The sequence below is a fragment of the Muribaculum gordoncarteri genome (assembly GCF_004803695.1).
In the GTDB taxonomy this organism is placed as follows: Bacteria; Bacteroidota; Bacteroidia; order Bacteroidales; family Muribaculaceae; genus Muribaculum; species Muribaculum gordoncarteri.
Window position 1 is genome coordinate 875385 of record NZ_CP039393.1, and the last position, 13814, is coordinate 889198.

The following is a 13814-nucleotide window of genomic DNA, read 5'->3' on the forward strand; positions in this document are numbered from 1 at the left end:
AATATGAAATTTGGCAATCTGTTTAAAATAGCGTTGAAGGCTCTCAATAACAATAAGATGAGATGCTTTCTCACGATGCTCGGCGTCATCATCGGTGTTGCGTCGGTGATAACCATGCTGGCAATCGGACAAGGTTCAAAGGACAGCATAAAGGCGCAGATATCGGAGATGGGTTCCAACATGATAATGATTCATCCCGGTAACATGCAGCGTGGCGGTGTGCGTCAAAGTGCCGATGACACTCAGTCGCTTGAGGTTGTTGACTTTGAAGCAATACGTGACGAAGCTGCCTTCGTTTCATCGATATCGCCTACTGTCAACAGCGGCGGCCAGTTTATCAACGGTAACAACAACTATCCATCGACAATATATGGAGTCACTCCCGACTATCTCGATATACGAAAGGTAAAAGTCGCCGACGGAGCCATATTCACCGAGCAGGATATAAAGTCGGCCGCCAAGGTGTGCCTGCTGGGAAAGACGGTCATTGACAACCTGTTTCCAAACGGGGAGAATCCTATAGGCAGGGTGGTGCGATTCAACAAGATACCGTTCACCGTCATAGGCACTCTCGAACCTAAAGGAACCAACTCCATGGGTATGGACCAGGATGATGTAGTGCTCGCGCCTTATACTACCATAATGAAGAGGGTGCTTGCAATCGACTACATTCAGGGACTTTATGCGAGTGCTGTTGACGAAGACATGACCGATGACGCAATCGATGAGATAACTGAAATACTACGACGCCAGCATAAACTGAAGGATGGTGCCATTGATGACTTTGAGATACGTTCCCAACAGGAGTTGAGCGAAATGATGAACTCCACGAGCGACATGATGACGGTGTTGCTTGCCTGCATAGCGGGAATTTCGCTCCTTGTGGGAGGTATAGGAATCATGAACATCATGTATGTGTCAGTTACCGAGCGTACCCGTGAAATAGGTCTGCGCATGTCTATTGGAGCACGTGGAATCGATATACTTGTCCAGTTCCTTATCGAGGCTGTGATTATCAGCGTTACGGGAGGTGTGATAGGTGTCATAGTTGGTGCACTTGCTTCATGGCTCGTGAATGTCGTAGCACATTGGCCAGTTTCAATCCAAGTTTATTCAGTGGTCCTTTCGTTTGTCGTATGTACCGTTACAGGAGTGTTCTTCGGATGGTATCCGGCAAAGAAAGCTGCAAATCTCGACCCGATAGAAGCTATTAGATATGAATAGTGAAATAAATAGTTACAAACAGCCTTCTCAGACACTGCAGAAGTGGGTGAAAGTAGTCACCCACTTCTTGTGTCTTGGTATAATCTTCATTCTTCCCGAGGTGCTTGTGAGCCGTAGTTTCCCGGCCGGGAGCGGTATCCCATGGGGAATGTATGCCAAGTCGCTGCTATTTGTGGCGGTGTTCTACATCAATTATTACATCATAATAGACTATTGCCTCGGAAGGCGTCGATGGGTGTTGAGGCTTACTGGACTTAATGTCGTCATAATCATCGTGACGCTGCTATGCGCTTATTTCTTGATGGATATGCATTCGGGCGAAATGCCGCGCCGCGTACCCCGTCATGTTGATGCGCACGCCGATTTGCTCAGGCGAGTGTCATTTCTGATGCGTGACGTGGTTATGGCGATTCTCACCGTGGCGTTGAGCGTCGCCATGAAGCTTAGCGACTATTGGGTGAAGCTTAACCGTCAGCGGCAGGAAATGGAGATGGTGCAGCACAAGGAAGAGCTTGAGAGCCTTAAGAAGCAGCTTAACCCTCACTTCCTTTTCAATACGCTGAACTCGATATATGCTCTCATAGCCATAAGCCCCGACAAGGCTCAGCAGGCGGTTCACGAGCTGAGTCAGCTGCTGCGTTACGTGCTCTATGAAAATTCGCCTACAGTTCCCATCCAGGATGAGCTTACATTCATTGACAACTATGTCAAGCTCATGAAGCTGCGCATAGGCGATAAGATGCCTATCAATGTCACGCTCGACAGCGGCGACTGCAATGACTGTCACATAGCTCCGCTGCTGTTCATCTCGCCGGTTGAGAATGCTTTCAAATACGGCAATACAGGTCGGTCGGGCGACAGCATCGACATTTCAATCGTGTGCCGCGAAGGATCGATACATTGTCACATCGCCAACAATTTCATCGATTCGGAGAAGCGTGACATAGCATCCTCGGGAATAGGAAATGTCAATCTTCGGCGTCGTCTTGACCTTATTTACGGCAACAAGGCCGAAATGTCGACAAAAATAGATGGCGACCGATATATAGTTGACATGATAATAACGTTATAATATAAAAACAAAGACTATATGCTTACATTACGTTGCTGCGTAGTAGATGATGAGCCTTTGGCTCAGGAACTGGTTGCGTCATATATCGAGAAGACTCCTTTCATGGAGCTTGTCGGTAAGTTCAGTTCGGCTCAGGATTCGGTCAAGACGATTCTTGAGGAGGATATTGATGTCGTGTTCCTTGACATACACATGCCACAGCTCAACGGGATGGAGTTTGCGAGAATAGTGCCTTCCACCTGTCGCATAATATTCACTACGGCCTATGACCGGTATGCCATCGAAGGGTTCAAGGTCAATGCTCTCGACTACCTCATGAAACCCATAAGCTATGAGGAATTTGTGGGAGCGGCCAACAAGGCTCTGCAGTGGGTTGAACTGCGCCGTAGGGCCGACGAGCTTGACAACAACAAGCGTTACATCATTGTGAAGAGCGAGTACAAGCAGGTGCAGATACCCATCGACAAAATACAGTTTATCGAAGGGTTGAAGGACTATGTAAAGATATATGTCGAAGGTGAAAAGAGTGCCATACTCACACTTACGAGCATGAAGACGATAGAGCGTTATCTGCCGGCAACCGAATTCCTGAGGGTCCACCGCTCATTCATTGTGAACACATCGAAGATAAGCATTATTGAACGTAACCGCATCGTATTCGGCAACCACTATATCCCGGTGAGCGAGAGCTACAAGCAGGCGTTCAACGATTATGTGGCCGGCTACTCGCTGTCGCTACAGCGTGACAATCAGTCGGGCGAAGATTGATGTGACGATGTCGTCATTTTTCATTAACTTTGCAGTGTAATCAAAGTTAATGTTTATCTATATGGATCAACAGTTACGCATAAGCGCAGGCAAGAGTCTTGCTTTGTTCATTTGTTGGTGGGTGCTTTGCACCCTTCTCGGCTCGGTTATAATAGGATTGGTAGGCGCCGACGATGTTGTCAGGTTACGCTGGGCCACCGTGTTGCAGGACTTGTTCATATTCATTATGCCAGTCGCCATGACTGCATTGATAGCCGCACGCAATCCGTTGCGCTTTACGGGCGTTGACCGTTGGCCATGCAGCAGAGCCGTTATATGGACTATGGCTGTCGTGGTTCTGGCGATTCCGGCAATGAACGTTATCGTGCAGTGGAATGCATCGCTCACCCTTCCTGAATCGATGAGCCGTATCGAACAGGTGCTTCGCGCGAGCGAACAGGCAGCCAACGGCATGGTGATGATGCTTATGAGCGGTACATCGGTTCTCGACCTGATCCTGTCGATACTTATAATGGGATGCTTGACCGGTATTGCCGAGGAGCTGTTTTTCAGGGGGATGCTGCAAAAGCTGCTTCACGTGCAGCTGCGTAACGCGCACATAGCCATTTGGGCCACTGCCGTCATATTCAGTGCCGTGCATCTTCAGTTTTTCGGCTTTGTTCCCCGCATGTTGATAGGAGCCTTCTTAGGCTATCTTGCATGGTGGAGCGGCTCGTTATGGCTCCCTGCCATGGCTCATGCTCTAAACAATAGTCTTGTCGTTATAAACCAATGGCTTGTAAATACGGGACGGAGCAGTGTCGATGCCAATTCAGTGGGAGCCGACGGTTCGGCCGTCGACATGGCGATAGCAGCCATAAGCCTTGCCGCAACAATCGGCGCACTCTGGTATCTGTCGTCACGTGTCTTCGGAAAGAGCCGAAAAGCGACGATTGATTAGAGCCGTTAACATTTATTGTCGAACCGGCTCTTAATCGAATTTCTTGCGACGGAAGTTGAATCCGCGACCGAGATACTTCTCGCGCACAACGGGATTCTCGGCAAGCTCTTCCGATGTACCCTGAAAGAGTATCTTACCCTCAAAAAGCAGGTAGGCACGGTCGGTGATCGACAGTGTTTCGGGTGCGTTGTGGTCGGTGATTAGAATGCCGATGTTTTTCTCCTTCAATTTATAGACGATATACTGGATATCCTCAACCGCGATGGGGTCGACGCCGGCAAACGGTTCGTCGAGCATTATGAACTTGGGGTTGATGGCAAGGCATCGTGCGATCTCGGTGCGTCGGCGTTCACCTCCCGACAGCTGGTCGCCGAGGTTTTTGCGCACTTTCTGCAATCGGAACTCCGCGATAAGGCTTTCAAGCTTGTCACGCTGATACTCACGGGATGTGTTGGTCATCTCAAGCACCGAGCGGATGTTGTTCTCTACGCTTAGCTTGCGGAATACCGACGGTTCCTGGGCGAGGTAGCCAATGCCATTCTGGGCGCGTTTGTAAACCGGATATTTGGTTATGTTGAGGTCGTTGAGGAATATTTCACCTTCATTGGGGGTTATAAGCCCTACGGTCATGTAGAATGTGGTAGTCTTGCCCGCACCGTTAGGCCCGAGAAGTCCCACAATCTCGCCCTGCGTGACATTGATTGACACGTGGTTTACGACCGTGCGCTGACGATATTTCTTTACGAGATTTTCGGTGCGCAGCACCATTTTTCCTTCAAACAAGGTTTTTCCTGCATCGGGGTCGGTGACTTCACGGGTGTTGTCATCCATGTTCTCGACTTCGATAGCGGGAGCGTCATTTACAGGTTCGTTTATCTTTTCGTCAGACATATATTGAGGTTGGCTGATATTGTTTCGTGAAATTGTCATTTGGGAAGCCTTTTCAATCGGCTTGCAATGTAGTCGGTAAGCAGTTTTATGGCCACCGTGTTGTTGCCACCTTGTGGCACTATCAGGTCGGCCTTGCGCTTTGACGGCTCGATGTAACGCTCGTGCATGGGCTTCAGCACGGCCTGATAACGGTCGATTACCATCTGCGGAGTGCGTCCGCGCTCTATGCAGTCACGTGCGATTACCCTTATAAGTCGGTCGTCGGCATCGGCGTCTACAAATACCTTTACATCCATCAGCTGACACAGCGACGGCTGGGTGAGCACAAGTATGCCCTCGACAATGATGACGTCACGCGGCTCCACATGCACGGTTTCTTTCTGACGGGTGCAGGTGAGGTAGCTGTAGGTTGGCATTTCGATGGATTTGCCCTCCTTAAGCTCGCGCAACTGCTTTTCAAGCAGTGTCCATTCGATCGATGCCGGCTCGTCAAAGTTGATTTTGCTGCGTTCCTCCATGGGAATGTGCCCGGAGTCCTTATAGTAGGAATCCTGGGGAATGACAGCGACTTCGCCTGCCGGCAGACTCTTTATTATTTTGTTGACGACGGTGGTCTTACCCGACCCGGTGCCGCCGGCAATACCGATTACAAGCATTTTTTGCTACAGTATATGAGATTTTAGACACACAAAGTAAATAAAAAATCCCTTACAAGCCAAGAAAATCCTTAACTTTGCAGCATCAATCCTAATATAGATAATCAATAAACTATGATTATAGAATCGTCGTTGACCACTTTCGGTCAGTACTGCATTTTTATGTGCCGTGTATTCACTCCTCCTCAGAAGTGGAGGGTTTTCGGACGCAAGTTGTTGCAAGAGATAGGCAAGCTCGGTCTTGACTCGATTCCGTTGACGATAGTAATATCAATTTTCATCGGAGCCGTTATATGCATCCAGATGCAGCTCAACATGACATCGCCCATGATGCCGGCTTATTCGACAGGTCTTGCCACGCGTGACATCCTGTTGCTGGAGTTCAGCTCAGCAGTGTTGTGTCTTATCCTTTCAGGAAAGGTGGGCTCCAACATAGCATCGGAGATAGGCACCATGCGAGTTACCGAGCAGATCGACGCTCTTGAGATAATGGGTATAAATTCGGCTCAATTCCTGGTACTTCCCAAGATATTGGCCTTCATGTTCTTCATCCCCGTGCTGGTAGTGTTCTCGATTGCCACGGGACTGTTTGGCGGATGGTTCATAGCCGCATTTACCGACATGATTCCGGTGTCGCGTTACATATACGGAATACAGACAATGTTTGTCGAATGGTATGTTTGGTACACTATAATAAAGGCTCTCGTGTTCTCGGTGATCATCACATCGGTGGCTTCATATTACGGTTATTACGTTAAAGGCGGTGCGCTCGATGTGGGTAAGGCTTCGACCGATGCCGTAGTTGCAAGCTCGATTCTGATTCTCCTTTTTGATGTCATACTTACTAAACTGTTGATGCAATGATTGAAGTTAAGGACATTTATAAGTCGTTTGACGGAGTTCAGGTGCTCAAAGGCGTGAGCGCGACATTTGAAACCGGTAAGACAAATCTGATAATCGGACAGAGCGGTTCGGGAAAGACGGTGTTGATGAAGTCGATTGTGGGTCTTGTGCGTCCCGAAAAGGGCGAGATTCTATATGACGGCCGTGACCTGCTTCAAATGAATCGCGAACAGGTTCGGTCGTTGCGCACCGAGATTGGAATGTTGTTTCAGGGTTCGGCACTTTTCGACTCGGAAACGGTGCTTGGCAATGTCGAGTTCCCGTTGATGATGTACACCCGCATGAGCGATGCCGAGCGTCGCGAGCGTGCTCAATTCTGCCTTGAACGTGTGGGCCTTAAGGGAGCCGACGACAAGTATCCGAGCGAGATTTCGGGAGGTATGCAGAAGCGTGTAGCTATTGCGCGTGCAATCGCACTTAATCCTAAATATCTTTTCTGCGATGAGCCTAACTCGGGACTTGACCCGAAGACATCTATCCTCATCGATGAATTGTTGAGCGACATAACGCATGAATATCAGATAACGACCGTAATCAACACCCATGATATGAACTCGGTGCTTGGAATAGGCGAGAACATCGTGTTTATCAACAAGGGTTACCGTGAGTGGGTTGGTAATAAGGAGCTTATATATGAAACGACCAACGAGGCGTTGAGTCACTTCGTATTTGCCACCGACCTGTTCCAAAAGGTCAAAGAATACGTTATCCACAACGCACGCCGATAACAAAAAGAGCCGCATCAATCAATGCGGCTCTTTTTGTATCACATATTTCTCGATTAATCAGATTACTTCCATGTTGGATTGCAGGCGCTGGCGCACTACTTCGTAGATGATGACGCCGGCGGCTACTGAAACATTTAGCGATCCAATGTGGCCGAACTGGGGTATTGACACAAATGTGTCGCACAACTTCATGACCTCGGGTGATACGCCAACATCCTCGGCTCCCATCACTATTGCCACGGGAACGGTATAGTCGGCCATAGTGTAGTTTATATCGGCCTTTTCCGAAGCAGCCACTACCGTGTAACCGTTATCCTTAAGGAATCTTACAGCCGAAGCCGCGCTACGCTCGCGACACACCGGAATGTGCAGCAGCGCCCCTGCCGAGGTCTTTACGGCATCACCGCCAACCGATACGCTTCCACGCTCGGGAATGACGATGGCATCTACTCCGGCACATTCGCATGTGCGTGCGATGGCTCCGAAGTTGCGCACATCGGTTATGCCGTCGAGAACGACTATGAAGGGTAGCACACCGTCCTCATAGAGTTGAGGAACTATGTTGTCGAGGCTGTGGTAGGTGACTGCCGACAGGACGGCCACCACACCCTGATGATTTTTGCGCGTTATCTTGTTGATGCGCTCTACGGGGACGCGCTGCGTCACGATGCCGTGAAGGCGTATCAGTTCGTTCAGCTCGTTTATAAGGTCGCCGTGCAGATCCTTCTTGATATAGACCTTGTCGATGTCCTTGCCTGCTTCGATGGCTTCCATGACGGCGCGTATGCCGAATATGTATTCATTGCGTTCCATATATACCGTGGTTTAGAGCGTTATTTTTCGTTTATTTAATATTCAATAGTGACTTGGCGTTGGCCCGAGCGGCATTGTCGACTGTCGAGCCGCTTAGCATTACGGCGAGCTCGTCGATGCGTTCGTCGGTCGACAACCGTCGTATGCGGGTGTGGGTAGAGTGTTCGTCATCCTGCTTGTAGACCTTGAAGTGGGCGTTGCCTTTGGCTGCCACCTGAGGCAGATGAGTAATGGCCATGACCTGGATGTTGGCGGCTATCGACTGCATCATTGCGCCCATGCGATTGGCGACATCACCTGAAACACCCGTGTCGACTTCATCGAATATAATCGACGGCAGTTGCATCTTGTCGGCTATTATCGCTTTGATTGACAACATGAGTCGCGAAATTTCTCCGCCCGATGCAGTGCCTCCAACCGGCATCAAGGGCTGGTTTTTGTTGAAGGCGAATAGGAATCGGATGCTGTCGGCTCCGGTCGATGACAGTTCGGTCGGGGTAAGTTCCACCTTTATTTGCAGATTCTTCATGCCCAGCGGCATGGCACGTTCGCGCAGGTCGGCCTCAAAACGGGCGGCTTCCTCGGCGCGTCGTTTCGACAGTTGTGCGGCAAGCTCTTTGGCGAGGCTCTTGGCGCGGCGAGCTTCCTTTTCAAGCTCTTCGATGGTGAACGAACTGTTTTCGAGTTCGTCAAGCCTTGCGCGGAACGATTCACGCAGTTCTATAAGTTGGCCTACCGTCGACACATGGTGCTTGTGTTGCAGTGCATAGATGTCGTTTAACCGTTCTTCGATTGCGTCAAGCTCGGCCGGGTCGGCGTTTAGATCGCTGTCAAATGCACTTAGCGTGTCGGCTATGTCCTGAATTTCGATGCGTGCCGACTGCAGGCGCTCGGCGAGTGAATCGGCATTCTCAAGTATGCGGCCGAGAGCTTCGCAGTAGTCGCCTGCTTCGCTTAAGAGCGACAGGGCGTTGGAGTTTCCGTTGAGCAGTGCGTCAAGTGCGCCGTTTATGGTCGACTTTATGTCGGTCATGTTGGATAGAATCTCGCGTTCGTGCTCAAGCTGCTCCTGCTCGTCGGCGACAAGATTCATCGCATCGAGCTGTTCGAGCTGGAAACGCGTGAAGTCCTCGTCGCTGCGGTTCTGCTCAATTTTTCGCTTGGCTTCATGCAGTCGCTTCACTGCACTGCGGAAAGCAGCATAACGCTTGCGATAGTCGCTCAACAGCGTGTCGTTGCCGGCCATGCTGTCGATTACGCGAAGCTGAAATTCAGGCGAGGTGAGCAACTGGTTCTGATGTTGCGAATGGATGTCGACAAGCTGCATGGCGACATGTGAGAGCAGGTCGAGAGTGACGGGAGAGTCGTTGATGAATGCTCGCGAGCGGCCTGCGGGGGCCACTTCACGGCGAAGGATGCACATAGTGTCGTCCCACTCGATGTCGTTGGCGAGGCAATACTCCTTCAGGGTGGGGTAGTCGTCGATCTCGAACGTGGCTTCAATTATCGATTTCTTGCCCGAGTCGCGCACAGCCTTAATGTCGGCGCGTTCGCCGAGAATAAGCGACAAGGCTCCGAGCATAATCGACTTTCCGGCACCTGTTTCACCGGTAATGATGTTGAATCCGTTGTCAAACGTTATGTCGACGGTGTCGATTAACGCATAGTTTGATATGTGTAACGATTTGAGCATTTTATTGATTTTTACCATTTACCATCGCATCAATCCGTGATGATTCGGCCGGAAAGATGTAGGATAACAATTGATGGACTCTTTTGCGTTCACTCTCGGGCGAACGGGAGTATATGTTTATAATCTCATCGAGCTTCGCGTCCTTGAACATTGGCAAGGCTATCGACATGGGTGCTGTGTCATAGACCTTCTTCATGTTGTCGATGGCGGCCGTTATGTTGGCTCGTCCTTTATCGGGGCTCATCGACATCTCATCGAGCCCCTTGCGGTGATAGGTGTAGATGAAGTCACGCAACGGCGCTCCCGATTTGTCGGTGAATGTCTTGATTATCGCGCTGCGGTTGCGGTTGTCCTCAAGCATTCTCCATCCGCTTTGTCCCGACGACTGGGCCATGTAGACTATGTTGTCGGCCTTTGCGTAGAACCGGTCGCCGCCTTCGGGCGAAAAACTGTCGAAATCCAATCCTAAAATAAGGTAGGCATAGAAATTCAGCAGTGCGGTGAGATTGCTCTCAAAGGTATTTTCGGAGAATATAAGCGGCTCGCCTTCGCGATACTCAAATTCAATGCGGGTGTCCTTGTGGTTAAGCAGCGTTGTGGTGTAGGTGCTGTTATAGACCGGACGCGACGACTGTATCTGCAGGTCGCCCCGCATCATGGGTTCGTCATACTCCTTTATGGTGAGAAACAACCGACACTCGATGCGCTCGTTGGGCGAGAACCGTGCATCGCTCCAGTCGCGGTTGTTCATATAATCGGCTATAGCGCTCTGAAGTGATGTGAACACCGACAATCCCGCACCCTGCACTTGCGAGCGATCAATCTCGACGGTGCAGTTCAGCTCCCTGGCCAATAGTGATAACGGGAACAAAAGGGTTGCGGTAATCCACAATCGTTTCGTCATAGCGACAGCAGTGTATCGATTATGTCGGATGCGACTTCACGCTTTGGCTTCATGTCAAAGTGCAGCTCGCCGCCGTCAAGCTTATAGATGGTGACCTTGTTGGTGTCGGTGCGGAATCCTGCACCTTTGTCGCGCAACGAGTTCATCACTATCATGTCGAGGTTCTTGGCCTTCAGTTTATGGAGGGCGTTTGACATTTCGTTGTCGGTTTCAAGCGCAAATCCCACAAGTCGTTGTCCGGGCTTTTTCATCGCACCGAGAGTGGCGGCTATGTCGGAATTCTTTACCAGCTCGATTACCGGCAGGTCGTCGTGCTCGCGCTTAATCTTTCGGTCGGCGGGATGGGCCGGAGCGTAATCGGCCACAGCGGCACACATTATAGCTGTGTCGCATGACGGGAATATGCGTTCACAGGCTTCAAGCATTTCGCGTGCCGACTCAACATCGACAACCTTTATGCGCGGATTGACCGCCTTTAACGCCACAGGGCCGCTTACTATTGTCACATCGGCTCCACGCGAGGCGGCCTCTTCGGCTATGGCGTAACCCATTTTGCCCGAGCTGTAGTTGCCGATGAAGCGCACGGGATCGATTTTTTCGTATGTTGGTCCGGCGGTTATCATTATATGCTTTCCGGCAAGTGACATTCCTCGGTCAAAGAAGCGGTCGAGCACACTTGCTATCACTTCAGGCTCCTCCATGCGGCCTTTGCCCACAAGATGGCTTGCGAGTTCGCCCGAGGCGGGCTCGATGATGTGGTTGCCATAGGAGCGCAGCAATTCGAGGTTTCGTGTAGTCGACGGATGGGCAAACATGTCGAGGTCCATCGCCGGGGCTATGAATACGGGTGCTTTGGCCGACAGATAGGTAGTTATGAGCATATTGTCGGCAACGCCGTTGGCCATCTTGGCGATGGTTGACGCTGTTGCCGGGGCGATTATCATCGCATCGGCCCACAGTCCGAGGTCGACATGGCTGTGCCATTCGCCGGTGTTGGCTGTGAAAAATTCGCTGACAACCGGTTTGCCGCTTAATGCCGACATGGTTACGGGTGTTATGAACTCCTTGGCAGCCGGGGTCATGACAACCTGCACTTCGGCACCGGCCTTGACGAGCAACCGCAAGAGATAGGCCGACTTGTAGGCGGCTATTCCTCCCGATATTCCGAGTATTATATGTTTGCCTTTTAGCATTTTCGAGTTTACTTCATGCGAAGTTTTATGTTGGTGATTACTTGTTTGGTGTTGGCGGGGAATTCACCCTGCATCATCCATGAGTAGTAGCCTATGTCGCGGCGGAAAACATCCTCCACAAGCTGGCCCTTGTATTTTCCGAAGTTAAACACCTCCTTGCCGGCTTCGTTGTATATGATGCGGCCCATGAGGTCGACATTTTTGTTCTGTGACGAGAAGTCGGACAGGAACGCGATGTCGTTTTTCAGCGAAGGGTAGTGGTCGAGCTGCGCCTTCAGCACCTCGTAAGTGGCGCGTGTGTCGGCGTTGGCCGAATGAGCTTCGGTGAGGTCCTTTCCGCAATAGAATTTATAGGCTGCAATCAATGTGCGTTGCTCCATCTTGTGGAATATTGTCTGCACATCGACAAATTTTCTTCGTGACAGGTCGATGTTGACCCCTGCGCGCAGAAACTCTTCCATAAGCATGGGCACATCGAAGCGGTTGGAGTTGAATCCGGCTATGTCACATCCGAGAAACACGTTGGCGAGTTCCTGAGCCACCTGCTTGAACGGCGGGGCATTCTTCACATCGTCATCGGTTATGTGATGTATTGCCGTTGCCTCGGCGGGAATCGGCATTCCCGGATTTATGCGCAGGGTGCGTTCGGTTTCATTGCCCGAAGGCATGACCTTTATATAGGAAATCTCCACGATGCGGTCACGCAGGATGTTGGTGCCGGTTGTTTCGAGGTCAAAGAAAATTATCGGATTTTTTAGAGCAAGTTCCATTATGAATTTGCGAGAGAGGGATTTACCTGAATATTGGGTTTAGAAATCGGATACGGTCATCGGCATCAGCAGCATCAGCAGCTCGCTGTTTTCGGAGTTCTCCGAAGGAACGAACACTCCGGGACGGCTGGGGTCGGAGAGCTTGATGAGAATGTCGGTGGTCGAAATGGTGTTGAAAATCTCGATGAGGTAGGGTGCGCTGAAGCCTATGATTATTTCAGTGCCGGTGAAGTCGCAGGGAACAACCTCGCGAGCCGATGTGCAGAAGTTGTTGTCGGTTGCCTTCATTGTCAGCTGATCCTTTTCAATCTTGAATTTTACGAGGCCGTGGCCCTGGTCGACAAATACGCCCACGCGTCGCACGGCGTTGAGGAACGATTGACGGTCAACGGTGATGGCATAGGGATTTTTTACCGGAATGACACGGTTGTAGTCGGGGAATGAGCCTTTGATGAAACGGCAGTTGAACTTGTAGGAGGGGCTTTCAAATGTAGCGCTCTTGGGTTCAAGCGTCACCTTCACCTCGTCTTCCTTGGCAAACACGTTCTTGATTACAGTTGCCGGCTTTATGGGCAGGATGCAAGAGCCTTCAACGCCGGGAGCCGACATTGCGTTGCGATACTTCACAAGCTTGCGGGTGTCGGTGGCGACAAATGTTATGGCATCGGGCTTGATGTCCCAGAGAATACCCATCATCTGAGGACGCAGGTCGTCATTGCCTACCGCAAATAATGTGTTGTCGATACCCTTGATTATCTGCTCGGTGGGGCAGGTGAATTCGATGATGTCGGTCGACTCGTCGACGCTTTCATTGGAGGGGTACTCGTTGCCGTTTATTGCTATGAAGCTGTAATTACCGCTGGGATATACGATTTCAACCGCAAGGTTGTCGTCGTTGATGTCAAATGATATTCCCTGGTCGGGCATTTCCTTGAGCAAGTCGACCATACGGCGAGCGTCGACACAGAATTTGCCTTCGCCTTCGGCATCCATCACTTCAAGATGTGCCACGAGCGTATTCTCAAGGTCGGAAGCTGTAATGGTGAGCGTATTGTCGCTAAGCTCAAACAGGAAGTTATTGAGAATCGTCAGCGCATTCTTGGAATTGATGACTTTACTTACAGCCGAAACGTAGCTGTAGAGCGTCTTACTGGAAACATTGAACTTCATAACTGTATGATATTTGTATGTGATTTTTATTCTAACTTACAAAAATAGCAATTTCTGCTCACATATACCTTATAATACAGCAATAATAT

At 50.3% G+C, this 13814-nt stretch carries 14 protein-coding genes; 6 read left to right on the top strand and 8 right to left on the bottom strand.

Features of this window, described 5'->3' with window-relative positions:
- Window positions 1-3 precede the first annotated feature (3 nt).
- The 4 genes from E7746_RS03830 (at window position 4) to E7746_RS03845 (ending at window position 4004) form a co-directional block, all read left to right on the top strand.
- The gene (locus tag E7746_RS03830; RefSeq protein ID WP_136409888.1) at window positions 4-1224 is read left to right on the top strand and encodes an ABC transporter permease; all 1221 of its coding nucleotides are present in this window, start codon (window positions 4-6) and stop codon (window positions 1222-1224) included.
- Window positions 1217-2296 carry a sensor histidine kinase gene (locus E7746_RS03835; RefSeq protein WP_136409889.1) on the top strand — a complete coding sequence of 360 codons (1080 nt, stop codon included), beginning with the start codon at window positions 1217-1219 and terminating at the stop codon, window positions 2294-2296. Before E7746_RS03830 ends, E7746_RS03835 begins: the two co-directional genes overlap by 8 nt.
- Before the next feature lie 18 nt (window positions 2297-2314).
- Entirely contained in the window at window positions 2315-3064 is a 750-nt protein-coding gene (locus tag E7746_RS03840; protein WP_136409890.1) for a LytR/AlgR family response regulator transcription factor, read from the top strand.
- A gap of 61 nt (window positions 3065-3125) precedes the next feature.
- Window positions 3126-4004, top strand: coding sequence for a CPBP family intramembrane glutamic endopeptidase (locus tag E7746_RS03845; RefSeq protein WP_168184290.1), 879 nt, complete (start codon window positions 3126-3128; stop codon window positions 4002-4004).
- Between the two features lie 30 nt (window positions 4005-4034).
- Here E7746_RS03845 and lptB read toward each other — a convergent pair whose 3' ends face one another.
- Together lptB and udk are read right to left on the bottom strand one after the other, a co-directional pair.
- A complete protein-coding gene (lptB, locus tag E7746_RS03850; RefSeq protein WP_136411291.1) occupies window positions 4035-4835 on the bottom strand; it encodes an LPS export ABC transporter ATP-binding protein in 801 nt (266 codons plus the stop codon).
- Window positions 4836-4930: 95 nt separating this feature from the next.
- Window positions 4931-5551, bottom strand: a complete 621-nt coding sequence (udk, locus tag E7746_RS03855; RefSeq protein WP_135946042.1) for a uridine kinase — start codon at window positions 5549-5551, stop codon at window positions 4931-4933.
- A gap of 114 nt (window positions 5552-5665) precedes the next feature.
- On the opposite strand from udk, the gene E7746_RS03860 reads away from it, so the two are divergent.
- Complete coding sequence (locus E7746_RS03860) at window positions 5666-6415, top strand: MlaE family ABC transporter permease (protein ID WP_136409892.1); 750 nt, start codon at window positions 5666-5668, stop codon at window positions 6413-6415.
- Complete coding sequence (locus tag E7746_RS03865) at window positions 6412-7182, top strand: ABC transporter ATP-binding protein (RefSeq protein ID WP_136409893.1); 771 nt, start codon at window positions 6412-6414, stop codon at window positions 7180-7182. The genes E7746_RS03860 and E7746_RS03865 overlap by 4 nt, the downstream gene beginning before the upstream one ends.
- Before the next feature lie 57 nt (window positions 7183-7239).
- On the opposite strand, the gene rlmB is transcribed toward E7746_RS03865, so the two are convergent.
- Genes rlmB through dnaN form a run of 6 tightly spaced genes read right to left on the bottom strand, consistent with a single transcriptional unit; the run spans window position 7240 to window position 13725 of the window.
- Window positions 7240-7995, bottom strand: a complete 756-nt coding sequence (gene rlmB / locus E7746_RS03870; RefSeq protein WP_136409894.1) for a 23S rRNA (guanosine(2251)-2'-O)-methyltransferase RlmB — start codon at window positions 7993-7995, stop codon at window positions 7240-7242.
- A gap of 31 nt (window positions 7996-8026) precedes the next feature.
- Window positions 8027-9688: a DNA repair protein RecN gene (recN, locus tag E7746_RS03875; RefSeq protein ID WP_168184291.1), complete on the bottom strand. Its 1662-nt coding sequence runs from the start codon at window positions 9686-9688 to the stop codon at window positions 8027-8029.
- Between the two features lies 1 nt (window position 9689).
- A complete protein-coding gene (gene porD / locus E7746_RS03880) occupies window positions 9690-10592 on the bottom strand; it encodes a type IX secretion system protein PorD (protein WP_123395957.1) in 903 nt (300 codons plus the stop codon).
- Window positions 10589-11785, bottom strand: coding sequence for a bifunctional phosphopantothenoylcysteine decarboxylase/phosphopantothenate--cysteine ligase CoaBC (gene coaBC / locus E7746_RS03885; protein ID WP_123395956.1), 1197 nt, complete (start codon window positions 11783-11785; stop codon window positions 10589-10591). Before coaBC ends, porD begins: the two co-directional genes overlap by 4 nt.
- Window positions 11786-11793: 8 nt before the next feature.
- Window positions 11794-12555 carry a 3'-5' exonuclease gene (locus tag E7746_RS03890; protein ID WP_135946047.1) on the bottom strand — a complete coding sequence of 254 codons (762 nt, stop codon included), beginning with the start codon at window positions 12553-12555 and terminating at the stop codon, window positions 11794-11796.
- Between the two features lie 39 nt (window positions 12556-12594).
- On the bottom strand, window positions 12595-13725 hold the full coding sequence (dnaN, locus tag E7746_RS03895) for a DNA polymerase III subunit beta (RefSeq protein WP_136409896.1): 1131 nt from the start codon (window positions 13723-13725) through the stop codon (window positions 12595-12597).
- Between the last annotated feature and the right edge of the window lie 89 nt (window positions 13726-13814).